We start from the raw sequence: 26,197 nt of genomic DNA on the forward strand, positions 1-26,197 counted from the left end.
GGCGACCGCCCATGTTTCTCGACGACAAGCTCTGGACCGGCAACATCTTCATCGGCGGCGAGTGGCGGCCGGGGCGGGGCGGCGCGTACGACGTGACCGAACCCGCCACCGGCGCGGTGCTCGGCCGGATCGGGCGGGCCACCGCCGAGGACGTGACCGAGGCCGCCCGCAGCGCCGCCGAGGCCCAGCGCGCCTGGGCCGCCACCCCGCACACCCGGCGCGCCGCCGTGCTGCGCCGCGCCGCCCAGCTGTGGACCGAGCACGGTGAGGAGATCGCCGGCTGGAACGTCCGCGAGGTGGGCGCGATCGGCGCCATGGCCGGGTTCGCGCTGCACGTCGCCGAGCAGGAGTGCTATGAGGCGGCGTCGCTGCCCGCCCGGCCGTACGGCGAGCTGCTGCCCAGCGAGGAGCCGCGGCTGTCGATGGCCCGGCGGGTCCCGGCCGGGGTGGTGGCGGTGATCGCGCCGTTCAACGTGCCGATCATCCTGGCCATCCGGTCGGTCGCCCCGGCCCTGGCGCTCGGCAACGCCGTCCTGCTCAAACCGGACCCGCGGACCGCGGTGACCGGCGGTGTGACGCTGGCCCGGATCTTCGAGGAGGCCGGGCTGCCGCCGGGCGTGCTCCAGATGTTGCCGGGCGCCGCCGACGTCGGCGAGGCCCTGGTCACCGACGGAGACGTCCGGGTCATCTCGTTCACCGGCTCGACCGCGGCCGGCCGCCGGGTGGGCGCCCTGGCCGGTGAGCACCTGAAGCGGGCCCACCTTGAGCTGGGCGGCAACTCGGCGCTGATCGTGCTGGACGACGCGGACGTCGACAAGGCGGTCGCGGCGGCGTCCTTCGGCTCCTGGTTCCACCAGGGCCAGATCTGCATGACCACCGGGCGGCACCTGGTGCACGAGCGGCTGTACGACGACTTCGTGGAGCGGCTGGCGGCCAAGGCGGCGGCCCTGCCGGTCGGCGACCCGGCCCGCGAGCAGGTGGTGCTCGGCCCGGTCATCGACGCCGGGCAGCGCGACAAGATCCACGCGGTGGTGACCCGGTCGGCGGACGCCGGGGCCCGGGTGGCGGCCGGCGGCACCTACCGGGACCTGTTCTACGCGCCCACGGTGCTGGCCGACGTCTCCGGCGACACGCCCGCATTCCGGGAGGAGATCTTCGGTCCGGTGGCCCCGATCGTCCGGTTCTCGAGCGCCGACGAGGCGGTCCGGCTCGCCACCGCGAGTGAGTACGGGCTGTCCCTCGGCATCGTCACCCGGGACGTGATGCACGGCCTGGCGCTGGCCGACCGGATTCCGACCGGCATCGTGCACATCAACGACCAGACCGTGAGCGACGAGGCGAACAGCCCGTTCGGTGGGGTCGCCGCGTCCGGGACCGGGTCGCGGTTCGGTGGCGCGGCGGCGAACGTGGAGGCGTTCACCGAGACGCGCTGGGTGACTGTGCGTGACGAGCCCCCGGGCTACCCGTTCTGACGAAAGTTGTTTCCGCGCCGTTACAGGCACTCCGGGAGCCTTGCGTTAAATGCACGTTCATCAATAATGAGCGCCATGACTCGAGCCGAGGCGATACCGGTTGCCGGATCCCGGAGCACGACCGAGCCCCCCGAAGGCCGCATGCCGGTGGCACCCCCGCCGGCCCTCGGCCGGGCCCCGACGTCCCAGGTCACCGCGCCGGCCCGGCCGGCGGGTGGCGGTCCCCCGGCGGTCCGGCCGACGGTGCGCCTGCGCCCGCCGGCCCCCGCTCCTCCCCCGTACCGCGGCCGGGCGGCCGTGATACCGCGCCGCGGCGACACCCCCCTTCCGGAGATCCGTACCCCGGGCGGCTCGGTGACCCGCCGTACCCGCGGCCATCGTGGCGCGGTCACCGCCCGCAGACTGGTCGGCCTGTGAGCGCCACGACCCGGGCGCCCGGGCCACCAGCGGCGGCGACCCGGACCGCGCGGCGCGACCGGGACCACGCCGAACAATCGGACACTCACCCACGTGCGGTGACGGGGGAAGCACGACGAACCCGCCGGGGCACGTCACGGCGGACGACGGAACGCCTGCTGCTGGCGATCGCGCACCGGGGCCTGCCGTCCCGGGCGGCGCCGGACCGGCCGCCACCATCGGGACGACGACGGCGACCGGTCTACGCCGACCCGGCGACCCGGAGCCACGAGTGTGCCGCCGGGCCTACGGGAACGGCCGAGCGGACAACCGCACCGGCGGGTACGGGTAGCCGTACCGAAGAAATGGCAGGCGCCGGAACGCCTGGCCGGACCGACCGCCGTCCGCCGGATGTGGCGCACGCGGGACGTCCACCACCGGGGCCGGCCAGGCCGGAACGGGGGAATGGGAACCTGTTCAGGGTATGAGGGAAGCACCCGGCCATCGCCGGGTGGCCGCACCCGCTGAATGAGGGGAACCACTCTCCATGGGCCAAACGCCTGTCATCACGCTCAACAACGGCGTCACGATTCCGCAGATCGGCTACGGCGTCTTCCAGATCCCGGAGGCGGAGACCGCCTCCGCCGTCACCACGGCGCTGCAGGCCGGCTACCGCAGCATCGACACGGCGGCGATCTACCACAACGAGTCCGGCGTCGGCGCCGCGCTGAAGGCGGCCGGGGTACCGCGGGACGAGCTGTTCGTCACCACCAAGGTCTGGAACACCGATCAGGGGTACGACGAGACGCTGCGCGCCTTCGACGCCAGCCTGGCCCGGCTCGAGCTGGACCGCCTCGACCTGTACCTGATCCACTGGCCCACCCCGAAGCGGGGGAGGTTCCCGGACACCTGGCGGGCGCTGGAGACGCTGCTCGCCGACGGCCGGGTCCGGGCCATCGGTGTCTCCAACTTCCTGCCCGAGCATCTGCGGGCCGTGGCCGGCCTGGGCGGCACGGTGCCCGCGGTGAACCAGATCGAGCTGCACCCGCAGCTGCAACAGCGGGAGGCGCAGGCCGCGAACGCCGAGCTCGGTGTCGCGACCGAGGCGTGGAGCCCGCTGGCGCAGGCCGGGGTGCTCGGCGACCCGGCCATCACCCGGATCGCCACCGCCCACGACCGCACCGCGGCGCAGGTGGTGCTCCGCTGGCACGTGCAGCAGGGCCGGATCGTGATCCCGAAGTCGGTCACCCCGGCGCGGATCCGGGAGAACCTGGCGATCTTCGACTTCGAGCTGACCGCGGACGAGATCGCCGCGATCGACGCGCTGGAGTGCGACGGCCGCACCGGGCCCCACCCGGACCACTTCAACAGCTGAGAGGACGCGGCCCGTCATGGCGGGCCGCGTCACAGCCACCGCCGAGCGAGTTCACAGGAATCCGCCGCATAGTGGGTGGTACGTTCCCCTCACACGGAGGTTCTGATGGGTCTTCTCGGTCTGGTCAGCTTCGCGCTGCTGCTGGTCCAGCTGGTGCTGGTGGCTCGGGTGATCCTGGACTGGAGCGTGACCCTGGCCGGTCCCGCGGTGCCGGGCTCCTTCCGGTCGAAGGCCCTGGACGTCGTCTACACGATCACCGAGCCGATCCTGGCCCCGGTGCGCCGGATCATCCCGCCGCTGCGGGCCGGTGGCGTCTCGATCGACCTGGCGTTCATCGTGCTGTTCCTGGGGATCAGCGTCATCCGCTCGTTCCTCTGACCGGTTGCGGCGCCGGGGCCTCGGCCACGGCGCCGTCCGCCTTCCCGGCCAGCACCGTGGCCATCGGGAGCAACAGGACCAGCGCCCCGGGCAGCACCGAGATGCCGTCCGCCGGGTAGCTGGTCCCGTCGATCTGGAAGAGCAGCTCCGCGACGAAGGCCAGCATCATGGCCGCCGCCAGCAGCAGCGGAACGGTCGCCACCACGGCGCCGGCGGTCAGCGCGGACCACAGCGCCACGGTCCGGCCGCGCCGCCGTGGGCGGTGCCGCCGCAGCAGGGCGGTCACCACGACCGCCAGCGGCAGCCCGGCGAAGATGCCGAGCGCGCCGAGGTCCTCCAGGCCGGCGCCGCCGCGCAGCCCGGCCCCGGCGGCCAGCAGGACGATCACCGGCAGGCCGGTCAGCAGGACGATCAGCACCGGGTGCGGGCGGTGCCGGCTGGTGGCGGCCGCCGTCACGGTGCCGAGCAGGGTGAGGCCGATCGCCACCCCGACCGTGGTGATCGGCAGCCCCCACGGCATGAACGGGTGGTTCTCCGGCGGGGTGCTCTGCGCGAAGAGCAGCGGGCCGCAGCCGGCCGCCACGATCGCCGCGGTGGTGGTCCGGCGCCGGATCACAGCCGGAGCCGCGGCACGGCCGGCGGCCGTCCAGCCCACCGCGATCACCACGGCCGCCGCGAGCAGGGCGATCCGCAACCCGGCCGCCCCGGTCATCGGCAGGTTGAGCAGCATCGACTCGACGGCCAGCAGGCCCACGCCGAGCACGACGGCGGCCCGGGTGCTCGCGGTGGCGACCAGCGTGCCGAGCGCCGCCAGCAGGACGGCGGCCCAGCGCAGCTCGGCCACCCACAGGTAGATCTCGCCGTCCCCGCCGGGCATCGGGGCGACCGCCGACCAGTCGTCCATCGCCGGGCTCAGGCAGGTGACCGTGTACGCCCACGCCAGCACCCCGGCGACGACCGCGGTGAGGCCGGCCGCCCGCGCCACCGCCGGCCGGGCGGGCCGCTGCCCGGCGACCTCGACGGCCGCCGGCTCACCGAGCCGGACCGGGCGCTCGGGCGCGGTGGCCGCCCGCAGCCCGTAGAGGACGGCGAACCAGCCGTAGACCAGGTACGCCGGGAACGTGTAGCCGGTGTAGGCGAACCAGTCGACACCGGCGCCGTCCAGCCCCGACCAGTCCCGCATGAGCATCGACGCGACGGCCGCGTCCCAGCCGTACCGGGCCAGCACCGGGATCGTGGACAGGGCCGTCGTCGCCACCGCCGCCACCGGCACTCCGGCGATCAGGACCAGGGCCCCGGCCCGGCCGGACCGGACCCCGGCCCAGCCGGTGAGCGACGTCAGCGCGGTCCAGGCCAGCGCGCCCACCACGGTGGTCAGCGACAGCGCCATGAGCCCCACCCCCGGCGTGGCCGGGGCCAGCAGGGCCGGCAGCACGGCCAGCGGGGCGAGGACCGCCGGGGTGGCCGTGCCGAACCGGCCCTTGCGGGACATCGGCAGCCGGCGGCCCAGCCACCACGCCATCGGCAGGCACCAGAGCGCGCGCACCGCCCCGTCGATCAGCCGATCGGCCCCGTCCTGGTCGATCGCCAGGGAGTCCAGCAGCAGGTAGAGCAACTGGCCCGCGAGCCCCGGCAGGCCGGCGCCGATCAGGGCGACGAGGAACAGCGCGGCGGCCGGGCCGATCGCCGGCCGGGCCTCGGCCCACCCGCGCGGGACGCCCGCGGCGTCCCGCGCCGGCGGGGAGGCGAGCAGGCTGAGCGCGAACCCGAGGCGCCGGGCGGCGGAGCCGGGCCGCGTCTCCAGGTACGCGAGCTCGGCCTCCCACTCCCGGTACAGTTCCTCGCGCAGGCCGGCGGGCCAGCGCCGGGCCGCCGCGCGCAGCGCCCACCGGGTGAACCGGGTCAGCGAGATCATGTGCGCCACCGTAGCCCACCCTGTGCCGTTTCTCTACATAGGGTTTCAGCTCAGGCGATCGTCCACGAACTCCAGCGCCGTGACGTCGAACCAGCTACGGCCGCCCTCGTGGCCGTCCCACTCGTACACCTCGATGTGCTTGTTGTCGCCGGGGATCGCGTGATAGGCCGCGAACGCCCCGGACGGCGGGCACACGTCGTCCATCAGCGCCGCCGACAGGATGGCGGGCGCGGTGATCCGGCGTGCGAAGTGGACCGCGTCGACGTGGTCCAGTGTGTCCAGGGTCCGCTCGGCGGCCAGCGGATTGGCCCGCAGGAACCGGACCACCTCGTGGAACGGGTTGCTGTCGGTGATCGTGACGGCCCGCCGGATGTCGCAGAGGAACGGCACGCCGGACACCACGGCCGAGACCCGGTCCGGGGCCAGGCCACCGGCCGCCAGGGCGAGCGCCCCACCCTGGCTCCTGCCGGTCACCACGAGCCGGGAGGCGTCGACACCGGGCAGTTCGGCGGCGGTCTCCACGGCCCGGACCGCGTCGGTGATCAGCCGGCGGTAGTAGAAGGTCTCCGGCGACAGCACGCCCCGGGTCAGGAAGCCCGGGGTGGACGGGCCGGCGCCGTGCTCGTCCGGGTCGGGGGTGTCGCCGGCGCGCCAGGAGCCGCCCTGCCCGCGGGTGTCCATGACCAGGTGGGCGTACCCGGCGCTGGCCCAGATCAGCCAGTCGATCGGCAGGCCGCGGCCACCGCCGTACCCGATGAACTCGACCGCCACCGGCAGCGGCCCCGCCACGCCGGAGGGCCGGTTCAGCCAGGCCCGAATCGGCTGGCCCGCGTAGCCGGTGAAGGTGACGTCGTACGTCGTGATGCCACTCAGCGGGGTCCGCACCTCGTGCAGCTTGGGTGGCAGGGCGAGCCGCCGGGCGGTGGCGAGGGTGCCGTCCCAGAACTCATCGAAACCGGACGGCTCGGGACGATCAAGGCGATAGTCGCGCAACTGGGCGAGGGGAAGGTCGAAGAGCGCCATGGCGATCACGTTAGGGGCCGGGACTCGACTCGTTCCACCCCTGCGGGCACGATGGGCGCGTGCCACCAGAATCGCCCGCCCGCCCGCCGCACGTTCTCGAGGCCGTCCTGGAGCGGCTGACCTACGTGAACGAGGAGACCGGCTACACGGTGGCCCGGGTCGCCCACAAGAGCAGCACCGACCTGTTGACCGTGGTGGGGTCGCTGCTCGGCGCGCAGCCCGGGGAGAGCCTGCGGCTGAGCGGCTGGTGGTCGTCGCATCCCCAGTACGGGCGGCAGTTCGAGGTCGTCTCGTACACCACGGTGCTGCCCGCGACCATTCAGGGGCTGCGCCGCTACCTGGGGTCCGGCCTGGTCAAGGGCATCGGCCCGGTGTTCGCCGAGCGGATCGTGGACCATTTCGGACTCGACACCCTGGAGATCATCGAGACCGCCCCGCAGCGGCTCGTCGAGGTGGCCGGGCTGGGCCCGAAACGCACGAAGAAGATCACCGCGGCGTGGGCCGAGCAGAAGGCGATCAAGGAGGTGATGGTCTTCCTCCAGGGGGTCGGGGTGTCCACCTCGATCGCCGTCCGGATCTACAAGAAGTACGGCGACGCGTCCATCTCCGTGGTGAAGAACTCGCCGTACAAGCTGGCCGCCGACGTGTGGGGCATCGGTTTCAAGACGGCCGACACGATCGCGCAGGCGGTCGGCATCCCGCACGACAGCCCGGAACGGGTGAAGGCGGGCCTCCAGTACACGCTGTCGCAGGCCACCGACAACGGGCACTGCTTCCTGCCGGCCCCGGAGCTGATGGCCGACGCCGCCAAGATCCTCGACGTGCCGGGTTCGCTGATCCCCACCTGCCTCGACGAGCTGGTCGAGGAGGAGGGTGCGGTGCGCGAGGACGACGACGTGTACCTGGTGCCGTTCCATCGGGCGGAGCAGTCCCTCTCCTCGACCCTCATCCGCCTTTTACGCGATAAAGCAGACCGGATGCCGCATTTCGCCGATGTGGATTGGACCCGCGCGCTCGCCTGGTTGCAGCAGCGGACCTCCAACAGTCTCGCGCCGGAGCAAGAACAGGCCGTCCGGCTCGCTCTCACGTCGAAGGTCGCGGTCCTGACGGGCGGGCCCGGGTGCGGCAAGAGCTTCACCGTACGATCGATCGTCGAACTCGCCGCGGCCAAGCAGGCGAAGATCCAGCTCGTGGCGCCGACCGGCCGGGCCGCGAAGCGGCTCGCCGAGCTGACCGGCCACCCGGCCGCCACCGTGCACCGCCTGCTCAAGCTGCAACCGGGCGGCGACGCCACCTTCGACCGGGACAACCCGCTCGACGCCGACCTGGTGGTCGTCGATGAAGCGTCCATGCTGGACCTGATCCTGGCCAACAAGCTGGTCAAGGCGATCCCGCCGGGCGCGCACCTGCTGCTGGTCGGCGACGTCGACCAGCTGCCCTCGGTGGGCGCCGGTGAGGTGCTGCGCGACCTCCTCACCGCCGAGGTGATCCCGCGAGTGCGGCTCACCCAGATCTTCCGGCAGGCCGCCGAGAGCGGTGTGGTCACCAACGCGCACCGGGTCAACAAGGGACGGCCGCCGGTGTTCGACGGGATGCGTGACTTCTTCCTCTTCCCGTGCGACGACACCGAGGCCACCGCCGGGCTCACCGTGGACGTGGCCTGCACCCGGATTCCCCGCAAATTCGGCCTCGACCCGCGCCGGGACATCCAGATCCTCACCCCGATGCATCGCGGCCCGGCCGGCGCGGGCGCGCTCAACACGCTGCTCCAGCAGCAGCTCACCCCGGCCCGGGAGGGGCTGCCGGAGCGGCGGGTGGGCGGGCGGGTGTTCCGGGTGGGCGACAAGGTCACGCAGATCCGCAACAACTACGACAAGGGGGTCGCGGGAGTCTTCAACGGCACGGTGGGCGTCGTCACCGGGCTGTCGCCCGAGGAGCAGACCCTGAGCGTACGGACGGACGAGGACGAGCTGATCGACTACGACTTCGACGAGCTGGACGAGCTGGCTCACGCGTACGCCATCACGATCCACCGTTCGCAGGGCTCGGAGTACCCGGCCGTGGTGATCCCGCTGACCACCAGCGCCTGGATGATGTTGCAGCGCAACCTGCTCTACACCGCGATCACCCGGGCCAAGCGGCTGGTGGTGCTGGTCGGCTCCCGGCGGGCCCTGGCCGCCGCGGTGCGCACGGTCGGCGCCGGCCGCCGGCACACCGCCCTGGCCCGGCGCCTGGGCTCGTAGCCCGTCCGGGACCGCGCGGATCCAGGTGTCACCGGACTGTACGGCTACTGATCCGCGCGATCCACGAATGCCGCCCACGGGTCCTCGACCGGCCGCTCCACCCGCTCCGGCGGCGGGGTGACCGGCCGGGCCCGGCGGGTGGCCAGCAGAGCGGCCAGGGCCGTGGTGATCGGCACCGCGGCGACCAGGCCGATCGTGCCGACCGCGCTGCGGACCAGCTCCTGCGCGATGAGCTGGGTGGTGAGCAGCTCGTCGACCGGGGTGTCGCCGGCCGCGAACAGCAGCATCAGCGGCAGTGAGGCGCCCGCATACGCCAGCACGATCGTGTTGATCACCGAGGCGATGTGCGCCCGGCCGATCCGGGTCGCCGCGCCGTAGAGGCGCCGGAACCCGTACGCCGGATTGGCCGTCGCCAGCTCGGTGACCGTGGCCGACTGGGTGACCGTCACGTCGTCCAGCACGCCCAGCGAGCCGATCACGATGCCGGCCAGCAGCAGGCCGCGCATGTTCACGTCGCCCTGGGTGATGGTCAGGAAGTTGGACGTCTCGTCGGCGACGCCGGTCAGGTGCACCGCCCCGGTGGCGATCGCGGCCAGGATCGCGGTGATCGCCAGGCTGGCCAGGGTGCCGGCCACCGCGATGGTCGTGGTCATCGACAACCCGTGCGTCAGGTAGAGCACGATCAGCATGATCGCGGCGGCGCCGACCACCGCCACCAGCACCGGGGACCGGCCGTCCAGGATGGCCGGCACGATGAACCACACCAGGATGCCGAAGGTGACCCCCAGCCCGGCCAGCGCCGTGACCCCGCGCCACCGGCCGAAGGCGATGACCGCCAGCGCGAACGCCGCGCCGAGCGCCCACAGTTCGGCGCCGCGCTGGTGGTCGGAGATCGCGTACGTCGTCTCGCCCTCGGCGTTGAGCTGGAGCAGCTCCACGTCGTCGCCGGCCGCCACCTCGGGCGCGCCCGGCCCGTTCGGGACGTCCGTGGTGATCTGGGTGCCCGACGCCGCGCCGCTGGTGAGCCGGACCGACACGGTGCCGCAGTTCTCCAGCGGCTGGTCGCCCTCCGGCACCTGCGGGCACGGGGCCGGCTGGACCGCCACCACCTCACCGGTCACCTGCACCGGGCCGTCGCCGTCCCCGGCCGCCACCGACGTGTCGCCCGGCCAGAGCAGGAACATGCCGACCAGGGTGATCAGCACCGCCGGGATCAGCATGAGCAGGGTGAGCCGCCGGGCGCCGGGGAACTCGGGGAGGTCACCGTGCGCGTGGTGACGGTGGTCGGCCGGGCTCATCGTGCTCCTCGTGGCGGTCGGCGGAAGGTCCTGCCGAACCGTACCCGGAGCGGGTCAGGGCGCCGAGCGCTCGCGGCGTTTCGCCCGGTCCTCGGCGGAACGCCCGAAAACCAGCCAGAAGTCGGTGATCGCGAGGGTCAGCACCGGCCGCCGCCCGGCCAGGTAGCCGAGCGGGCCGTCCGGCTCGGGACGCCAGGCCGCCGACGCGGTCCGCAATCCGGCCCGGCCCCGCACCGGGGTCCGCTTGACGTGCTCGCCGAGCGCCTGCGCCACCGTGAACCCGAGCGGGAACCGGCCCGGCATCCGCCGTTTGAGCCGGACCAGCGCCGAACAGAACGGGCCGCCCGCCCCGGGCTCGGTGATCGTGGCGTCGACCAGCGGGTCGCTCTCCGCGTCGAGGGTGAACTCGGCCAGCTCCTTGGGGATGCCCCAGAGCCGGCGGCCGCCCTCACGGGAGGCGACGCTGTCCACCCAGATGTCGGTGATGCACACCCGGGGGCGGCCGCCCTCGCGCACCAGGACGGCGCTGAGCAGCTCCCGGTAGTGCAGGACGCCGCCCGGCTCGTACGACACCCAGGCGGCGCCGACCGCGACCCGGCCGCCGACCGTGAGCGGGCGCACCGCGGCGCCCAGGACCGGGGGCAGCGCCGGCGCCTGTGCCGTGGGCAGCAGGAAGACCGACAGATACATCTGACCACGCAGATGCCAGGGTTCGGGCGGGTACATGCCCTCCACAGTGTCAGCTCCCACGGGCGCGCACCAGATGTCAGTAACGGAAACGCGAGACCACGGCCTGCAACTGGGCCGCCGTGCTGGTCAGTTCGTCGGCCGCGGTCCGGGTCTCGCCCACGGTGTCGGTGGTACGGCGGGTCGCGTCGGAGACCGTACCGATGGTCTGGGCGATGTCGCCGGCGCCGCTGGCCGCCTCGGAGAGGGTCCGGTTCATCTCCTGGGTGGTGGCGGTCTGCTCCTCGACCGCCGAGGCGATGGTCAACTGGATGCCGTTGATCCGCTGGATGATCTCGGAGATCTCGCCGATCGCGGTGACCGCCCCGCTGGTGTCGGCCTGGATGGCCTGCACCCGCTGGGAGATGTCCTCGGTCGCCTTGGCCGTCTCCTGGGCCAGGTCCTTCACCTCGCCCGCGACCACCGCGAAGCCCTTGCCCACCTCGCCGGCCCGGGCCGCCTCGATGGTCGCGTTCAGCGCCAGCAGGTTGGTCTGCTCGGCGATGCTGGTGATCACCTTGACCACGGTGGCGATCTCCTCGGACGACGCGCCGAGCCGGGCCACGATCGCGTTGGTGTCCGAGGCCACCCGCACCGCCTGCGCGGCCACCTCGGTCGCCTCCGAGGTGGAGACGCTGATGTCGCGGATCGCCGAACCCATCTCCAGCGAGCCGGCCGAGACGACCTGGAGGTTGTGCGACACCGTGTCGGCCGCGGCGGCGACCGTGCCGGCCTGGTTGGACGCCTCGCTGGCGGCCGCGTTGACCGCCCCGGAGACCGAGCTGAGCCGGTCGGCCGCGCCCTGGAGGGTGGTCGCGCTCCCGGCCAGCTGCACGACGTCGGAGCGGAGCCGGCCCACGGCTTGGTCCAGCGACGACGCCATCTGTCCGATCTCGTCCCCGCTGCGCACGCCGGAGGTGCCGGTGAGATCACCCTCGGCCAGCTTGTCCGCCAGCCGGGAGACGGCCTGCACGGTCTTGCCCACCCGGGACGCGACCTGGAATCCGACGAGAAGACTGAGCAGGACGCCGACCGCGAGCACGATGCCGACCGTCCACGCGGCCCGCTTGCCGTCGGATTTCGCGTCGCTGATGCTCTGCTCGGCCAGGGCCATCCCGAGCTTGCGGAGTTCGGCCTGGTCGGCGGCGAGCGCGGTACGCAGCTCGTCGTACTCCTTGAGCGCCGCGACGAGCTCCGCGCGCGACTGCCCGGCGCGGTCCTGGTTGATGAAGGTCAGATACTCCGCCCAGTCGCTCTCGGCCTTGGCGACCGCGGCGTCGCCGGGCATCTGGCTGTTGAGGGTGCCCAGGGCCTCCTCGATCGCCTGCTGATTCCCCGCCATCTGCTCCGCGGCCCGCGCGGCGAGGTTGGGGTAGAGCTGGCGTGCCGAGACGGCCCCGCTGAACGCCTCGATGTTCGTGCTGTACGAGCCGATCGCCGAGGCGATGGCCAGGGACCGCCGTTGTGCCGCGGCGCCGTCCTCGTTCAGGTCATGGATCGTCTTCACCGCCAGGCCGCCGACCAGGATGCCGCTCAGGGTAGCGATCATCACCGCCGCGCCGATCTTCACGCGCAGTGACCGGTCCTCGAAGATCCTGCTCAGCCCCACCTCCGTAGTTTGAAACCGAAAAGGCCCCACCGGGGTCAACTCCACCCGATTGACGGGTGGGGCCGATGGGACCTCAGGGCGCGGTCACGTCCGCCAGCGCCTGGAAAATGAGCCAGGTGGAGGTCGCTCCCGGATCCTGGTGACCGGCGCTGCGCTCGCCCAGGTAGGACGCCCGGCCCTTGCGCGCGGTCAGCGGCACCGTGGCGCGGGCCCCCTCCCCGGCCGCCCGGGCCGCCGACGCCGCCGCCTCGGGCAGGGCCGCGCCACCGGCCACCGCCTCCTCGAAGGCGTCCAGCGCCGGGCGGAAGGCGTCCACGATCGTCCTGTCCCCCGGTTCGGCCCCGCCCAGCTTGCGGACCGCGTCCAGTCCGGCGTGCAGGGCGGCGGCCAGGTCGGCGAGGTCGGCCGACGCGGCGCCGGGCGGCAGCGCCTTGCCGATGGCCCGGAAGGCGGTGCCGTACAGCGGGCCGGACGCGCCGCCGACCTTGGAGATCAGGGTCGCGCCGGCCCGGACGAAGACGTCGCCGACCGCGGTGGGCCCGGCACCGTCCAGGGTGGCGGCCACGGCCGTGAAGCCGCGGGCCAGGTTCACCCCGTGGTCGCCGTCGCCGATCGCCGCGTCCAGGCGGGTGAGCTGGTCGGTCTCGGCGGTCACCGACGCGGCGGCCGCGCGCAGCCAGGCGACGGCCAGGGCGACGTCCAGGTGGATGGTGTCCATGTCAGACTCCCCAGCGCAGCCCGGGCGTGCGGACCGGGGCGTCCCACAGCCGGATCATCTCGTCGGTCAGCCGGGCCACGGTGATCGACAGGCCGGCCATGTCGAGGCTCGTCACGTAGTTGCCGACCAGGCGGCGGCTGATCTCCACACCCCGTTCGGCGAGCACCGTGGCGACCTCGCCGAAGACCAGGTACTGCTCCAGCAACGGGGTCGCGCCCAGGCCGTTGACCAGCACGAGCGTACGATCGCCGGGGTTCAGAGGTTTTGCTTCGAGGATCGCGTCGAGAGCGGACCGGACCAGCTCGCGGGCCGGGCGCAGCTTCTCGCGCCGGCGGCCGGGCTCGCCGTGGATGCCGACGCCGACCTCGATCTCGTCGTCCGGCAGGTCGAAGCCGGGCCGTCCGGCGGCGGGCGTGGTGCAGGCGGTCAGCGCGTAGGCGAAGGAGGCGGAGGCGGCGTTGACCTCGCGGCCGGCGGCGGCCACCTCGCCCAGCTTGGCGCCCTCCTCGGCGAGCGCCCCGGCGATCTTCTCGACCAGCAGGGTGGCGCCGGTGCCGCGGCGGCCGGCCGTCCACGTCGAGTTCTCCACCGCCACGTCGTCGTCGACCAGCACGGTCTCGACGGTGATCCCCTCGTCGGCGGCGAGTTCCGCGGCGAGCTGGAAGTTCATCACGTCACCGGTGTAGTTCTTCACGATGTGGACCACCCCGGCGCCACCGTCGACGGCCTTGGTGGCGGCCAGGATCTGGTCGGGGACCGGGGAGGTGAAGACCTCGCCGGGGCAGGCGGCGTCGAGCATCCCCGGCCCCACGAAACCACCGTGCAGCGGTTCGTGCCCGGAACCGCCGCCGGACACCAGCGCCACCTTGCCGGGGCGGGGCGCGGCGGCCCGGGCCACGAACCGCCCGGCCACGTCCACACGCAACTCGGGGTGGGCGGCGGCGAGGCCGGCGAGCGCCTCGGCGACCACGTCGGCAGGATCGTTGATGAATTTCTTCACGGCCGGCTCCTTTGCCTCGTTCCCCACAGCATGGTCGCGCCTCGTTCCCCACAGCATGGTCGCGCTGAGCGATTCGGCCAAGGCTTTCGGTGACTACCATCGGGATCCATGGCGTACGTCGGGATCGTGCTCGTCTCACACAGTTCGTCGCTGGCGTCCGGCGTCCGCGATCTGCTCACCCAGGTGGCCGGCGCGGACGTCCGGGTGGAGCCGGCCGGCGGCACCGGCGACGGCGGCCTGGGCACCAGCGCCGACCTGATCGAAGCGGCGATCGCCCGTGCCGACGCCGGGGCGGGGGTGCTGATCCTCGCCGATCTGGGCAGCGCCGTCCTGACCACCCGTGCCGTGCTGGCCGATCTGCCGGACGGCCCGCTCCTCGTCGACGCCCCGTTCGTCGAGGGCGCGGTGGCCGCCGCGGTCCTCGCCTCGACCGGCGCCGATCTCGCGACGGTCGCCGACGCCGCCCGGGAGGCCCGCGATGTCGGGAAATTTTGAGATCCCGGTGGTCCTTCCGGCCGCGTTGCACGCCCGCCCGGCGGGCGCGGTGGTCCGGGCCGCGGCATCCTTTCAATCCCAGATCGAGGTACGGGTGGGCGAGCGGTCCGCGAGCGCCCGCAGCGCCCTGCGGCTGATGTCGCTGGGGGCGGACACGGGCGCCACGGTCGTCGTGCACGCCACCGGTGGGGACGCTGCGGCGGCGGCCCGGGCGGTCGCTGCGGCTCTGCTCACCTCCGAGTGATCTTCCGAAAGTTTCGGACGTGACTGCCTGGCGATTCATCGACTGAACCGGTTGAGGTTTCCGGAACATGTCGGTAGCGTTCCGGAGTGGCGTCGATCCCCGTCGATGCCTTCCAGATCCCCGACTGGAGTTCCCCATGAGACGATCCCGCGCGATCCTCACCGTCCTGGCCACCGGCGCCCTGACCGCCGGCGCGCTCACCGTCCTCTCGCCCTCGGCCGACGCCGCCAGCACCCTCGGGTCGGCCGCCGCCGCCCAGGGCCGCTACTTCGGCACCGCGGTCTCGATCAACAAGCTGAGCGACGCGACCTACTCGAGCATCCTCAACCGCGAGTTCAACTCGGTCACGGCCGAGAACGAGATGAAGATCGACGCTCTCGAACCGCAACAGAACCAGTTCAACTACACCACCGCCGACCGGCTGATCACCCTTGCCAACGGGATGGGCGCCAAGGTCCGCGGTCACACGCTGGCCTGGCACTCGCAGCAGCCCGGCTGGATGCAGAGCATGAGCGGCACCGCGCTGCGCAGTGCCATGAAGAACCACATCACCCAGGTCATGACCCACTACAAGGGCAAGATCGACTCCTGGGACGTGGTGAACGAGGCGTTCGACGACAGCAACGGCGGCCGCCGCGACTCCAACCTGCAGCGCACCGGCAACGACTGGATCGAGGACGCGTTCAAGACCGCGCGCGCCGCCGACCCGGCTGTCAAGCTCTGCTACAACGACTACAACACCGACAACTGGACCTGGGCCAAGACGCAGGGCGTCTACAACATGGTCAAGGACTTCAAGGCGCGCGGTGTGCCGATCGACTGCGTCGGCTTCCAATCGCACTTCAACAGCGGCTCGCCGTACCCGAGCAACTACCGCACCACCCTGCAGAACTTCGCCGATCTCGGCGTCGACGTGCAGATCACCGAGCTCGACATCGAGGGCTCCGGCACCACGCAGGCGAACACGTACGCCAATGTGGTCCGCGACTGCCTCGCCGTCACCCGGTGCAACGGCATCACCGTGTGGGGCATCCGCGACAGCGACTCGTGGCGGGCCAGCGGCACCCCGCTGCTGTTCGACGCCAACGGCAACCCGAAGCAGGCCTACACCTCCACCCTGGCGGCCCTCGGCGGCTCGACGTCCTCGCCGTCCCCGTCGGCATCCTCGTCGTCGGCGTCCCCGTCCCCGTCGGCCAGCCAGTCCTCCGGCACCCGCTCCTGCACCGCGACCGTCACGGTGAACGCGTGGACCGGCGGTTTCGTGGCCACCGTCAAGGTGACCGCCGGCGGGGCCGCCCTGACCGGCTGGACCGCCGGCCTCACCCTGCCCACCGGCAGCGCCGTGACCAACACGTGGAGCGCCACCGCCGCCGGCACCAGCGGCGCGGTCTCCTTCACCAACGTCGGCTACAACGGCACGGTCGCCGCCGGCGGCACCACCGAGTTCGGCTTCCAGGGCACCGGCAACCCCCCGTCCACAACCACCACCTGCACCGCCCGCTGACTCCCGGCCCCACCCCGCCGCGCGGCCTGCCCTTCCCCGGGCCGCGCGGCTCTCCTATGCCGACCAGCCCACCCTTCCCAATCCACCCGGCGCTCCCCCACTCAGCCCGCACTTCTCCAGGCCCCACGGCGCTCCCACACCGCTCAGCCCGCACCTCCCCGGGCCACTCGGCGCCCCCACACCGACCAGCCCGCACTTCCCCGGGCCACGCGGCGCCCCCACACCGAGCAGCCCACCCTTCCCGGGCCTCCCAACGCCCCAAATCGTTCAGCCCGCACGTCTCCAGGCCACGCGGCGCTCCCACACCGACCAGCCCTCTTCCCGAACCTCCCGGCGCTTCCCCGCTCAGCCCGAACTTCTCCAAGCCGCGCGGCGGGTTCTATGCCGCCGACTCGGACGATGCGGCCACCGTCAGCGTGTACTCCGCGACCACCTCGAGAGTCCCCGACGTCCCGCGGATGGAGACGTGGTGCTCGCCGGCGCCGAGCGGATCGATCCGGGCCCAGAGCCCGCACCCCGCACCCTGGGTGCTGCCGCCCACACCGGTCACCGGGTTACCCGCTCCGGCGACGAAGGTGATCGGCTCGTCCTCGAAACGCTCCAGCGGCACTTCAGCGCCGTCGAGCTCGACCACGCCCGAGGCCTCAGTCATGAAGGCGAAACAGTCCCACGCTCTGGTGGCGACCAGGTTGACCACCGGCGCGACCACCGGCACACCAAGCGGAACCGTGCACCGCCGCTCGACCCGTCCACCGAACGTCCCGGCGAGAAACCACACGTCTCCAGGCTGATTACGGGCGCAGTGCTCGCCGGTCTCGTCGACGACGGGATTGGTGCCCTCGGGCTCGGCGGCCGCCCACTCCCACCAGCGGGCTTGAATCGACCGCCCCGCCGACGACTCCTCCGTCGCCACCCTGCCCGCGCCGGTCGACCCGGTACAACCGGCAAGGAGAACAACACAGGCCGCCACCGCAGCAGCACGAATCCACATGATCAAGAACGCTAGCGACCTCCATCAACGCAGGCCACCCCGGCAGAAGCGCGTCACACAGACTCCACCATTCACCCGGCGCCCGCGCTCCCACCTCACCCCTGCCCACCGTCGCCGTCGCCCACTCACCGTTGCCGCCGCCGTCGCCGTCGCCCACACACCGTTGCCGCCGCCGTCGCCGTGGCCCACCATCAGTCTCCACACTGCCGATGGCCACCACCGCCGCCGCCCTCCGTAGACGCTTTGGCTGCTCTCTTCACACCGCAACTCCGTGTGTCGACGTCATCCTCGGATCCGGTTTGCGGATTCCGTCCGACAGCGCGCAAACCCAGACCCGCCCCCATCGCACCCCTCCGTCGAAAACCATTTCCACCAGGTCTTCGTCGTCGCAACCCCTTCGACTGCGCTCTGCCGCCATTCTTCGCGGTGGGATACAAAACAGAAGCAAGAAATCCAGCCCTCGAGGAGTGACTGACAGTTTGCAGAACCACCACAATCGCGGATTCACCGCACCCGTCGTAGTGGCTACCGCCCGGAGCACCTCCAATTGGCGGGACACTAGCGAATTTCTTAAACGGCGGCAATTCCGGAGAATCTGACATTCCTAGAACCACCTCGGCTCCCGTGACAGCTGACACTCCGAGGACCGCCACCGCCGCCCGAGTGGGTGGCACTTCCGGGGCGGCCCCACCTTCCGGGCCGGCTAACGTCTCCGGGAGGGCCTCAGCCACTGGAGCAGCCAACACCTGCGGAGTCGACACAGCTGCCGAGACAGCCGACGCAGATGGATTCGCTACAGCCGCCGGAGCAGCCAGCGCCTCCGGAGCGACCCCACCTTCCGGGCCGACTGACGGCTCGGGAAGGGCCTCAACCACAGGAGCAGCCAACACCTGCAGGGTCAACACAGCCGCTGAGACAGCCGACGCGCACGGAACCACTACAGCCGCCGGAGCACCCGGCACTCCCGGCGCAACCAACGACCTCGAGACCGGCGCGGCTCGCCGGGCCGGCCCGACCTCTGAAGCAGCTGTCACCCGGGGGCCGGGTGTCACTTCCGAGGCCGCCGCGACCGGCGGGACAACGGACGATTCCGAGATCATCGCGGCCGGCGGGACAGCGGACACCTCCAAGCCAACCGGGGCCGACGGGGCGACGCCGACTCCCGGCCGGGAAGTGGGTGCCGTCGGACAGACCGGAACGACGCTGGGGGCAGCCCTTGCCGGTGGTGTGCGGTCGTCATGGCGGGCACGGCGCAGCTTTTCGGCATGACGGCACCGAAGGCCCCATGCGCGGTGCCGCTCATGTTCACGACGGAATTCATCGCGGGCGGCGGAATAGTTCCGCGACGCGGAGCGATCGCGCATCCCGGCGATTTCCGCCCTTCCAAACAACGATGACTGCCTCATACGAGAATTATCCCGAACCCCGGCTCAGAAGTGTAAGAAGTCGATCATGCCAACCTGTCGTCCCCGCCGCTTTGTAACGGCACATCGGCACGCATTGGAACGTCTCGCGAACTTCTACACGGCTGTCGAGACCATCGGCATTCGGCACGGGAAATCACTACCGAATATGACCGGCCGACAGCCACGTCCCAGACCACGTCCGGCCGAATCACCATGCGAGCGAGATTTGTCAGGAAATAGTGAGGTTCACCCGGGAAGGCGCCCACGGAACATGCGGACAGGCGAATTCACCCTGTGAACCACCGCCAGCACGGATCTGGTCCGCAGCGGCTGGATACGCCGGCGACCGTCACGGCCGTCACCGGCGTGGCAGAGCCTGATCTCGCCTGTCAGGCGCCCAAGTGACGAAGGCGTGGTAACTCCTGAATCTTGTGGCTCGGAGGGGACTCGACTTTCGTAGTTGTGGGGTTTCAGGCGGCTTCTTCGGCCCAGGTCAGTCGGAGGGTGTGGAGTTCTTCGGCGGTTGGTTGAGCTGGGGATGTGCCAAGAATTCGGGTGGCGATGAGGGTGCGGCGGAGTTTGGTGATCATGTCTTGGTAGGACGGCTGGGTTTTGGTCGGGTACCAGGGTGCGGCGGTGCGGCGTTGGGTGACGGTGTGGCTGGTGTGGCCGTGCAGGGTGTACCAGCAGATGACGATGGTCTGGGTGTAGAAGCCGAACGGGGCGGTGCGTTCGACGGCTTGCCGGGTGCGGTTGCGGGCTTGGCCGACGCCGGTGGTCTGTTTGGCGTCTTGGAAGGCGACTTCGATGCTCCAGCGGGTGGCGTAGCGGTTGATCAGGTCGGCGGTGGGTGTGGTCAGGTCGGTGGTGATCAGGGCGAGGTGGTAGCCGGTTCGGGTGGGTCGGCCGGGATCGCGCAGCAGGATCACTCGGACGGCGCGGCTGCGGTAGACGCCGTACCAGAGCACGGTGAACTCGGCGAGGTCGACGGTGCCGGTGGTGCCGTAGCGGTGGACTGTGGCGCTGTTCCAGGTGGCGGTGGCGGCGAGGTGTTTGGGGGTGCCCAGGCGGGCGCCGATACGGCGGGGCCGGCCGCCGGCGCCGGGTACGGGCTCGGCGATCGCGGTGAGGCCGGCGTTGGCGCGTAGCCGGGCGGTGACGGTGACGTTGGTGGGCACGCCCCGCCGGGCGGCGGCGGGGGTGCGGGCGGCGCCGGCGGCGCCGTCCATGCCGGCGTACCAGCAGTCGGCGACGACGTGGAACTGCCGGTGCGGGCAGGCGTGCGCGAGGCGGGTCACCAGGCGGCAGGCCAGGACGTGTTTGCTGGCGTCGCGGGGTGGATACGGTGCGGCGGCGACCGGCAGGGCGACCGGGCGGTGCAGCATCGGCAGGTTCACGATCACGGCGGCCACGACCCAGCAGTTGCCCCAGGCGGTCCGGGTCCGGCCCTTCTCGTCACGGCCTGCGGCGCCGTCGTAGTGCCACCCGGTCAGCGCCACCTTGCGGCCGCTGCGGCGCAGCAGAGTGTCGTCGACGGCGATGACGATCGGCGCGTCAGCCGGGATGAGATGGGTGACGACCAGGCGAAACAGAACCAGACCGACCTCGTCGGTGTTCCAGCGGGCCCGGCTGAAGAACCAGTGGGCCTTGGCGTGGTGCCATACCCCGGCCAGCCCGGCGGCGGTCAGCATCCCGCACACCGTGTGCCGGCCCGGCTGCGCGATCATCCCGGCCGGCAACGCACTGAACGTGCGAAACGTCGGAGCGGTGAAACACGACCGGAACGAGCGAAGCATCCCGGCCAGCGACGGCGGTAGGGTCTCGTACTGAAGCATCGGCGGTCCACACCTTCTGCCCGAAGATAGTGAACCGCCGATGCTTCATCTCTTCTGAGATCCCCTCACCGCGCCACGCCGCACACCCACGCTCAACCACCCAAAAGTGCGAAAGTCGAGAGGGGACCATCGTCGGTGGTTCGAGGATCAGAGAGGATTCCGGCTGATCACGTCATCTCGCCGGCGAGGAGGTCCATCAGGAGGCCGTCGTGCCAGGTGCCGTCCGGGCCTCGCTCGTACCGGCGCATGACGCCGACCGGGCGGAAGCCGACCTTGGCGTAGCAGCGGATCGCCGCGTGGTTGTCGGCGGCGGGATCGATCACCAGGCGGTGGTGGCCGAGGTCGTCGATGAGATGCCGGGCTACGGTACGAACCGCGTCGCTACCCAGCCCGAGGCCGTGCACCTCCGGGCTGAGGTAGATGTCGATACCGGCGTGGCGGTAGTCGGGGTCCGCCTCCTCGCTCCATTGGATGGCGCCGACGACGCGGTCCTCGTAGAGGATGACGAGCACTCGCGTGCCGGGATCGGCGAGGTCCTCCGCGACGGTGGTGGTCAGGTCGTCGCCTCCGCCCCACCGCTGGTACACCTCGGGCGCCGCCCGGATCCGGGCGAGCGCCGCGATGTCGTCCCGGATCGCCGGTCGCAGCCGCACCATCGCGCCTGCGAGATCACCCATCCGCATGCCCCGGAACCTACCGAAGCCCCGTCTGCCGGATCAACGCGATAACGCGCCAGGCCGGCGCGGCACGACGCCGGATGCCGGATGCCGGGCCAACGCAACAGAACGCCGGATGCCGAGTCAACGCCGCAAGACGCCGGATGCCGAGGTGTCGTCACTGAGGTACCGGCATGCCCGAGTCGATCGTTCCGCCGCCGTGCGGCTTTTCCGGCCGGCGCGGGCGGGGAAAGCCACGAAGACGGCCGACGCAAGCCGCGAAAGCCACGAAGGAGATCGGCGCGGGCGGGGCCACGGAGAGGGTGGCCACCGAGAGGGCCGGCGCGGGCGGGGCCACGGAAAGAGCCACCGCCAGCGGGGGCGGCTCCACATGATCAAGGATGGGGATGAAACGGGCACGACGGTGTGGCCTGTCGGATCAACGACCGCGGGCCTTGATGACCTCGATCGCCGGGCATGGATTCACTCATGGCAGGTCGAGGTGCTGTTACCGAGAGGCCCGCCGAGCCAGGTCCCGCTCCGGAGACCGGCCGGCGGTCGCGGACGCCGGCGGTCGTCACCGCGGCGATGGGGGCGTTCGGGCTCCTCGGCGTCTTCGTGGCGGAGCAGGACGAACCGGCGAAGCTGTGGAACCTGCTGGTCGTGCTCGTCGCGACCGGGGCCACGGCGCTGACCGTGTGGCTGGCGCCGCGCCGGTGGATCGCCGGCGCGGTGGCGTCGGTCCTTCTGGCGATCTCGGGGATGGCGTTGAATCCGTTCTACGGGAGCCCGGAGCCGGGTGACGGGGTCCGGGGGCCCGGGATCTGGCCGAGCAGCGCGCAGAACGTCGCTCCGGAGCCGGGTGACGAGATCCGGATGCACGAGATCTGGCCGAGCAGCGCGCAGAATGTCGCGCATCCGTTGAAGCGCCGTGACTGGGTGGCGACCCAGTTCCGGGTGACCGGGTCGTTGATCCTGTCGGTGGAGGTCGCGGCGGGTGGGGAGGGCGCCCGGCTGTTGCTGGCCGTCGTCGACGAGCGGGGCACGGAGATCGCCTCGGGTGAGGCGGATGTCCGTGACTGGCGGGCCAAGGTCACCTTCCCGGTCCCGGTCGACGTCGCGAGGTATCAGGGCACACGGCTGTATCTGCGGGCGCACAACCTGTGGCAGGCGGCGGCCAGGGTGTATTTCACCCGGACCGACCTCGATCCGGGCGTCGGCACCTATGTGCGCTGCGAGCGACCGCGGTTGACCGACTGCCCCGACCCGGAGCCACGGGACCTGAGCGCCATCGTCATCGGCCGGCGGTGACCGTGCCGGACAGGTGCGGCTGCCCCGAGTGGACGGTGAGATCCCAGCCGGTGGCGGCCGGCTTCGCGGTGAACCGGACCGTGGCCGGCAGCAGGACCGGCTTCTTGAAGGCGACGTCGACGGTGTACGCGCCGGGGAGGCGGCCCTCCAGGGCGGCCAGACAGCGGGCCACGGTCCACATGCCGTGGGCGATCGGGCGCGGGAAGCCGAAGAGCCGCGCCCCCAGCCGGGAGGTGTGGATCGGGTTGCGGTCGCCGGAGACCGCGGCGTAGTCACCGCCGACCCGGGCGGGCACCCGCCACACGGCCCCGCCGACCGGGGACGGGCGCGACCCGGTGAGCGAACCACCGGAAGAAGCGGAACGCGAGCCGGCACGGGAGGCGTCGAGACGCAGGTACGTGGAGACGCCCCGCCACACCTCGGCCCCGTCGACCGTGGCGGTGGCGACGATGTCGAACTGGCGCCCGCGCGGATGCTCCCGCAGGTCGGCGGCCCGGACCGACAGGTCGAGCACCGCGCTGGACGGAATGGCGCGGCGCACGGTGATCCGGTTGGCGACATGGACCAGGCCGATCAGTGGGAGCGGAAAGCCGTCCCCCGTCATCAGTCGCAGGGCCAGCGGGAACGCCAGCACGTGCGGGTAGGTCGCGGGCAGCGTGTCGATGAGCCGGAACCCGCAGACCCGGTCGTACGCGGCCAGGTGCCCCGGGTCGACCGTCACGCCCCGGTGCTGGACCTCGACGTCGGGAAGTGTGTCGCCGGAGCGGCCGAGGCCGGGCAGCAGGCCGAGGGCGGCCCGGGCGTACGCGGCCGTGGTGCCCGGCCCTTCGCTGAGCTCGACGACCGCCACCATGTCAGGCCCCGAGCAGGCTCTGGCCGCAGACCCGGACCACGTTGCCGGTGATCGTCGCCGACCCGGGCGAGGCGAGCCAGGCGATCGTCTCGGCCACGTCGACCGGCAGGCCGCCCTGGGACATGCTGTTGAGCCGCCGTCCGGCCTCGCGCAGCCCGATCGGCATCTTCGCGGTCATCGCCGTCTCGATGAAGCCGGGCGCGACCGCGTTGATGGTGATGCCGCGCGGGAGCAGCACCGGGGCGTACGCCTGGACCCTCCCGATGACGCCGGCCTTGCTGGTGGCGTAGTTGGTCTGCCCGCGGTTCCCGGCGATGCCGGCGATCGAGGCGACGCCGACGATCCGCCCGCCGGAGCCGATGAGCCCGCGTTCCAGGAGCAGGTCGTCGACGCGTTCCGGGGCGGTCAGGTTGACGCCGATCACCGAGTCCCACCGGTCCTCGGACATCCGGGCGATCGTCTTGTCCCGGGTGATGCCGGCGTTGTGCACGACGATGTCGACGCCGGTGTGCGGTCCGGCGGCCAGGTATCCGGCCAGGCGCTCGGGCGCGTCGTCGGCGGTGAGGTCGAGTTGCAGGGCGCGGCCGCGGGCCTCGTTGGCCACGTCGGCGAGCGCGTCGCCGGCGGCCGGCACGTCGAGCGCGATCACGTCGGCGCCGTCGCGGGCCAGCACCCGGGCGATGGCGGCGCCGATGCCCCGGGCCGCGCCGGTGACCAGGGCGAGTTTGCCGTCGAGGGGCCGGTCCCAGTCGGCCGGGGCGGGCACGTCGCCGGCGCCGATGCGGACGACCTGGCCGGAGACGTACGCCGAGCGGCCGCTGAGCAGGAAGCGCAGCGTCGACTCGACGGCCTGCTCGCCGCCGGGCGCCACGTAGACGAGCTGCGCGGTCACCCCGCGCCCGAATTCCTTGCCGATGCTGCGGGTCAGGCCTTCCAGGCTCCGCTGCGCGGTCGCCTCGGCCGGCGTCGCGGTGGCTTCCGGTGGGGTGCCGAGCACCAGCACGCGGCCGGAGACCTCCAGGGAGCGGGCGTACGGGTGGAAGAAGTCGTAGAGTGCCCGCAGCCCGGTGCTGTCGGTGATCCCGGTGGCGTCGAGGACGAGTGCGCTCACCCGTACCCCGTCCGGGTTTTGATCGGTGACCTCCGCGCCCGCCGCGCCCAGAAGCTTGCGGATCGGCTCGGAGAGCCGGCCGCCCGGCGCCGCGCCCAGCAGGACCGGCCCGTTGACCAGCGGATCTCCGGCCCGGTGGCGGCGCAGCCGGGGCGGATCAGGCAGCCCGAGGCGCTTGACCACGGTCCGGCCGAGACCGGAGTTGGCGAAGTTCGCGTACCTGTCAGCCATGCGAGTAGCCTACCGGTGAGTAACCGAGATTCTTCGATGTGGAGGATAGTCGTGGTGGACGTGCGCCGTGTGGCCGTGCTGGGCGGGAACCGGATTCCGTTCGCCCGCTCCAACAGCCGCTACGCCGAGGCCTCGAACCAGGACATGCTGACCGCCGCGCTGGACGGGCTGATCGCCCGGTTCGGGCTGGCCGGTGAGCGGCTCGGCGAGGTCGTGGCGGGGGCCGTGCTGAAGCACTCGCGCGACTTCAACCTGACCCGGGAGACGGTGCTCGGTTCGCGGCTGGACCCGCGGACCCCGGCCTACGACATCCAGCAGGCCTGCGGGACCGGCCTGGAGGCGGCCATCCTGGTGGCCAACAAGATCGCGCTCGGGCAGATCGACTCCGGCGTGGCCGGTGGCGTGGACACCACCTCGGACGCTCCGTTGCAGCTCAACGAGGACATGCGGCGCGCTCTGCTCCAGCTGAACCGGGCCCGGAGCCTCGGTGAGCGGCTCAGGGCGGTGGCCAAGCTGCGCCCGCAGCACGCGATCAAGCCGGAGCTGCCGCGCAACGCCGAGCCGCGGACCGGGCTGTCGATGGGCGAGCACGCGGCGGTCACGGCCCTGCGGTGGAACATCGGGCGGGCCGACCAGGACGAGCTGGCGCTCACCTCCCACCAGCGGCTCGCGGAGGCGTACGATCGCGGCTTTTTCGATGATCTTCTGACGCCCTATCTGGGGCTGACCCGGGACCAGAACCTGCGCGCGGACACCAGCCTGGAGAAACTGGCGAAGCTGAAGCCGGTGTACGGCGAGGAGAACGCCACGATGACGGCGGGCAACTCGACGCCGCTCACCGACGGCGCCTCGACCGTGCTGCTCGCCTCCGAGGAGTGGGCGGCCGAGCATTCGCTGCCGGTGCTGGCCTGGTTCGCCGACTCGGAGACCGCGGCGGTCGACTACGTGCACGGCGACGAGGGCCTGCTGATGGCGCCCGCCTACGCGGTGCCCCGGATGCTGGCCCGCAACGGCCTCACCCTCCAGGACTTCGACTACTACGAGATCCACGAGGCGTTCGCGTCACAGGTGCTGGCCACCCTCGCGGCGTGGGAGTCGCCCGAGTTCTGCAAGGAGAGGCTCGGCCTGGACGCCCCGCTCGGCTCGATCGACCGGGCGAGGCTCAACGTCAACGGGTCCTCGCTGGCGGCCGGCCACCCGTTCGCGGCGACCGGCGGCCGGATCGTCGCGTCCCTGGCCAAGCAGCTCGCGGTGAAGGGCTCGGGCCGGGGCCTGATCTCCATCTGCGCGGCCGGCGGTCAGGGCGTGGTGGCGATCCTGGAGCGTTGAGACCCATTGATGGGGCTTGTCCCGGAAGTTACGCCCTCGTAAGGTTACCGGCGAGTTAACCTGCCGGCGGAGGGGCTG

The 26,197-nt window shown here is 72.0% G+C and carries 22 protein-coding genes; 10 read left to right on the forward strand and 12 right to left on the reverse strand.

What is annotated here, in order from left to right:
- Positions 1-11 precede the first annotated feature (11 nt).
- The 4 genes from IEZ13_RS14890 to IEZ13_RS14905 all read left to right on the forward strand — a co-directional run bounded on the left by IEZ13_RS14890 (position 12) and on the right by IEZ13_RS14905 (position 3,621).
- Positions 12-1,472 (forward strand): aldehyde dehydrogenase family protein, encoded by a 1,461-nt coding sequence (locus IEZ13_RS14890; protein WP_183221984.1) that lies wholly within the window; start codon positions 12-14, stop codon positions 1,470-1,472.
- Positions 1,473-1,613: 141 nt separating this feature from the next.
- Complete coding sequence (locus IEZ13_RS14895) at positions 1,614-1,889, forward strand: hypothetical protein (RefSeq protein ID WP_183221983.1); 276 nt, start codon at positions 1,614-1,616, stop codon at positions 1,887-1,889.
- A 526-nt stretch (positions 1,890-2,415) separates the two neighbouring features.
- Entirely contained in the window at positions 2,416-3,243 is an 828-nt protein-coding gene (locus IEZ13_RS14900) for an aldo/keto reductase (protein WP_183221982.1), read from the forward strand.
- 105 nt (positions 3,244-3,348) lie between these two features.
- On the forward strand, positions 3,349-3,621 hold the full coding sequence (locus IEZ13_RS14905; RefSeq protein ID WP_183221981.1) for a YggT family protein: 273 nt from the start codon (positions 3,349-3,351) through the stop codon (positions 3,619-3,621).
- On the opposite strand, the gene IEZ13_RS14910 is transcribed toward IEZ13_RS14905, so the two are convergent.
- Entirely contained in the window at positions 3,602-5,536 is a 1,935-nt protein-coding gene (locus tag IEZ13_RS14910; protein WP_183221980.1) for a hypothetical protein, read from the reverse strand. The genes IEZ13_RS14905 and IEZ13_RS14910 overlap by 20 nt on opposite strands.
- A gap of 45 nt (positions 5,537-5,581) precedes the next feature.
- On the reverse strand, positions 5,582-6,559 hold the full coding sequence (locus IEZ13_RS14915) for an acetylxylan esterase (RefSeq protein ID WP_183221979.1): 978 nt from the start codon (positions 6,557-6,559) through the stop codon (positions 5,582-5,584).
- A 59-nt stretch (positions 6,560-6,618) separates the two neighbouring features.
- Here IEZ13_RS14915 and recD2 point away from each other — a divergent pair, with 59 nt between their 5' ends.
- Positions 6,619-8,802, forward strand: a complete 2,184-nt coding sequence (recD2, locus tag IEZ13_RS14920; protein WP_183221978.1) for an SF1B family DNA helicase RecD2 — start codon at positions 6,619-6,621, stop codon at positions 8,800-8,802.
- A gap of 44 nt (positions 8,803-8,846) precedes the next feature.
- Here recD2 and IEZ13_RS14925 read toward each other — a convergent pair whose 3' ends face one another.
- The 5 genes from IEZ13_RS14925 to dhaK all read right to left on the reverse strand — a co-directional run bounded on the left by IEZ13_RS14925 (position 8,847) and on the right by dhaK (position 14,153).
- Positions 8,847-10,100: a YibE/F family protein gene (locus IEZ13_RS14925; RefSeq protein ID WP_183221977.1), complete on the reverse strand. Its 1,254-nt coding sequence runs from the start codon at positions 10,098-10,100 to the stop codon at positions 8,847-8,849.
- A 54-nt stretch (positions 10,101-10,154) separates the two neighbouring features.
- Positions 10,155-10,850, reverse strand: a complete 696-nt coding sequence (locus IEZ13_RS14930; RefSeq protein ID WP_229794705.1) for an acetoacetate decarboxylase family protein — start codon at positions 10,848-10,850, stop codon at positions 10,155-10,157.
- Positions 10,851-10,866: 16 nt separating this feature from the next.
- Positions 10,867-12,435 (reverse strand): methyl-accepting chemotaxis protein, encoded by a 1,569-nt coding sequence (locus IEZ13_RS14935; RefSeq protein ID WP_229794706.1) that lies wholly within the window; start codon positions 12,433-12,435, stop codon positions 10,867-10,869.
- Positions 12,436-12,508: 73 nt separating this feature from the next.
- Positions 12,509-13,153, reverse strand: a complete 645-nt coding sequence (gene dhaL, locus IEZ13_RS14940; RefSeq protein ID WP_183221976.1) for a dihydroxyacetone kinase subunit DhaL — start codon at positions 13,151-13,153, stop codon at positions 12,509-12,511.
- A 1-nt stretch (position 13,154) separates the two neighbouring features.
- The gene (gene dhaK, locus IEZ13_RS14945; protein WP_183221975.1) at positions 13,155-14,153 is read right to left on the reverse strand and encodes a dihydroxyacetone kinase subunit DhaK; all 999 of its coding nucleotides are present in this window, start codon (positions 14,151-14,153) and stop codon (positions 13,155-13,157) included.
- Between the two features lie 108 nt (positions 14,154-14,261).
- Here dhaK and dhaM point away from each other — a divergent pair, with 108 nt between their 5' ends.
- From dhaM to IEZ13_RS14960, 3 genes are all read left to right on the forward strand, one after another.
- A complete protein-coding gene (gene dhaM / locus IEZ13_RS14950; RefSeq protein ID WP_183221974.1) occupies positions 14,262-14,648 on the forward strand; it encodes a dihydroxyacetone kinase phosphoryl donor subunit DhaM in 387 nt (128 codons plus the stop codon).
- Positions 14,632-14,892 carry an HPr family phosphocarrier protein gene (locus IEZ13_RS14955; RefSeq protein WP_183221973.1) on the forward strand — a complete coding sequence of 87 codons (261 nt, stop codon included), beginning with the start codon at positions 14,632-14,634 and terminating at the stop codon, positions 14,890-14,892. The genes dhaM and IEZ13_RS14955 overlap by 17 nt, the downstream gene beginning before the upstream one ends.
- Before the next feature lie 136 nt (positions 14,893-15,028).
- Positions 15,029-16,396 carry an endo-1,4-beta-xylanase gene (locus tag IEZ13_RS14960; RefSeq protein ID WP_183221972.1) on the forward strand — a complete coding sequence of 456 codons (1,368 nt, stop codon included), beginning with the start codon at positions 15,029-15,031 and terminating at the stop codon, positions 16,394-16,396.
- A gap of 379 nt (positions 16,397-16,775) precedes the next feature.
- Here IEZ13_RS14960 and IEZ13_RS14965 read toward each other — a convergent pair whose 3' ends face one another.
- From IEZ13_RS14965 to IEZ13_RS14975, 3 genes are all read right to left on the reverse strand, one after another.
- A complete protein-coding gene (locus IEZ13_RS14965; RefSeq protein ID WP_203833909.1) occupies positions 16,776-17,387 on the reverse strand; it encodes a hypothetical protein in 612 nt (203 codons plus the stop codon).
- 1,876 nt (positions 17,388-19,263) lie between these two features.
- Entirely contained in the window at positions 19,264-20,628 is a 1,365-nt protein-coding gene (locus IEZ13_RS14970; RefSeq protein WP_221245564.1) for an IS701 family transposase, read from the reverse strand.
- A gap of 167 nt (positions 20,629-20,795) precedes the next feature.
- On the reverse strand, positions 20,796-21,305 hold the full coding sequence (locus IEZ13_RS14975; protein WP_183221971.1) for a GNAT family N-acetyltransferase: 510 nt from the start codon (positions 21,303-21,305) through the stop codon (positions 20,796-20,798).
- A gap of 468 nt (positions 21,306-21,773) precedes the next feature.
- Here IEZ13_RS14975 and IEZ13_RS14980 point away from each other — a divergent pair, with 468 nt between their 5' ends.
- Positions 21,774-22,595, forward strand: coding sequence for a hypothetical protein (locus tag IEZ13_RS14980; protein WP_183221970.1), 822 nt, complete (start codon positions 21,774-21,776; stop codon positions 22,593-22,595).
- On the opposite strand, the gene IEZ13_RS14985 is transcribed toward IEZ13_RS14980, so the two are convergent.
- Together IEZ13_RS14985 and IEZ13_RS14990 are read right to left on the reverse strand one after the other, a co-directional pair.
- Positions 22,579-23,448 (reverse strand): MaoC family dehydratase, encoded by an 870-nt coding sequence (locus tag IEZ13_RS14985; RefSeq protein WP_183221969.1) that lies wholly within the window; start codon positions 23,446-23,448, stop codon positions 22,579-22,581. The two genes, IEZ13_RS14980 and IEZ13_RS14985, sit on opposite strands and share 17 nt — an antisense overlap.
- 1 nt (position 23,449) lies before the next feature.
- The gene (locus IEZ13_RS14990) at positions 23,450-24,790 is read right to left on the reverse strand and encodes a 3-oxoacyl-ACP reductase (RefSeq protein ID WP_183221968.1); all 1,341 of its coding nucleotides are present in this window, start codon (positions 24,788-24,790) and stop codon (positions 23,450-23,452) included.
- 51 nt (positions 24,791-24,841) lie between these two features.
- On the opposite strand from IEZ13_RS14990, the gene IEZ13_RS14995 reads away from it, so the two are divergent.
- Entirely contained in the window at positions 24,842-26,119 is a 1,278-nt protein-coding gene (locus IEZ13_RS14995) for an acetyl-CoA C-acetyltransferase (RefSeq protein ID WP_183222022.1), read from the forward strand.
- The last annotated feature ends 78 nt before the right edge of the window (positions 26,120-26,197 follow it).

This window comes from Actinoplanes campanulatus, from assembly GCF_014647795.1.
In the GTDB taxonomy this organism is placed as follows: Bacteria; Actinomycetota; Actinomycetes; order Mycobacteriales; family Micromonosporaceae; genus Actinoplanes; species Actinoplanes campanulatus.

Excerpts from the sequence above, each read along its gene's own strand:
- IEZ13_RS14915 (WP_183221979.1), bottom strand. The coding sequence starts at position 6,559 with ATGGCGCTCTTCGACCTTCCCCTCGCCCAGTTGCGCGACTATCGCCTT.
- IEZ13_RS14975 (WP_183221971.1), bottom strand. The coding sequence starts at position 21,305 with ATGGGTGATCTCGCAGGCGCGATGGTGCGGCTGCGACCGGCGATCCGG.
- IEZ13_RS14905 (WP_183221981.1), top strand. The coding sequence starts at position 3,349 with ATGGGTCTTCTCGGTCTGGTCAGCTTCGCGCTGCTGCTGGTCCAGCTG.
- IEZ13_RS14910 (WP_183221980.1), bottom strand. The coding sequence starts at position 5,536 with ATGATCTCGCTGACCCGGTTCACCCGGTGGGCGCTGCGCGCGGCGGCC.
- IEZ13_RS14990 (WP_183221968.1), bottom strand. The coding sequence starts at position 24,790 with ATGGCTGACAGGTACGCGAACTTCGCCAACTCCGGTCTCGGCCGGACC.
- IEZ13_RS14960 (WP_183221972.1), top strand. The coding sequence starts at position 15,029 with ATGAGACGATCCCGCGCGATCCTCACCGTCCTGGCCACCGGCGCCCTG.
- IEZ13_RS14900 (WP_183221982.1), top strand. The coding sequence starts at position 2,416 with ATGGGCCAAACGCCTGTCATCACGCTCAACAACGGCGTCACGATTCCG.
- dhaL (WP_183221976.1), bottom strand. The coding sequence starts at position 13,153 with ATGGACACCATCCACCTGGACGTCGCCCTGGCCGTCGCCTGGCTGCGC.
- IEZ13_RS14955 (WP_183221973.1), top strand. The coding sequence starts at position 14,632 with ATGTCGGGAAATTTTGAGATCCCGGTGGTCCTTCCGGCCGCGTTGCAC.
- IEZ13_RS14980 (WP_183221970.1), top strand. The coding sequence starts at position 21,774 with ATGGCAGGTCGAGGTGCTGTTACCGAGAGGCCCGCCGAGCCAGGTCCC.
- IEZ13_RS14970 (WP_221245564.1), bottom strand. The coding sequence starts at position 20,628 with ATGCTTCAGTACGAGACCCTACCGCCGTCGCTGGCCGGGATGCTTCGC.
- IEZ13_RS14890 (WP_183221984.1), top strand. The coding sequence starts at position 12 with ATGTTTCTCGACGACAAGCTCTGGACCGGCAACATCTTCATCGGCGGC.
- IEZ13_RS14985 (WP_183221969.1), bottom strand. The coding sequence starts at position 23,448 with ATGGTGGCGGTCGTCGAGCTCAGCGAAGGGCCGGGCACCACGGCCGCG.
- IEZ13_RS14965 (WP_203833909.1), bottom strand. The coding sequence starts at position 17,387 with ATGTGGATTCGTGCTGCTGCGGTGGCGGCCTGTGTTGTTCTCCTTGCC.
- dhaM (WP_183221974.1), top strand. The coding sequence starts at position 14,262 with ATGGCGTACGTCGGGATCGTGCTCGTCTCACACAGTTCGTCGCTGGCG.
- IEZ13_RS14895 (WP_183221983.1), top strand. The coding sequence starts at position 1,614 with ATGCCGGTGGCACCCCCGCCGGCCCTCGGCCGGGCCCCGACGTCCCAG.
- IEZ13_RS14925 (WP_183221977.1), bottom strand. The coding sequence starts at position 10,100 with ATGAGCCCGGCCGACCACCGTCACCACGCGCACGGTGACCTCCCCGAG.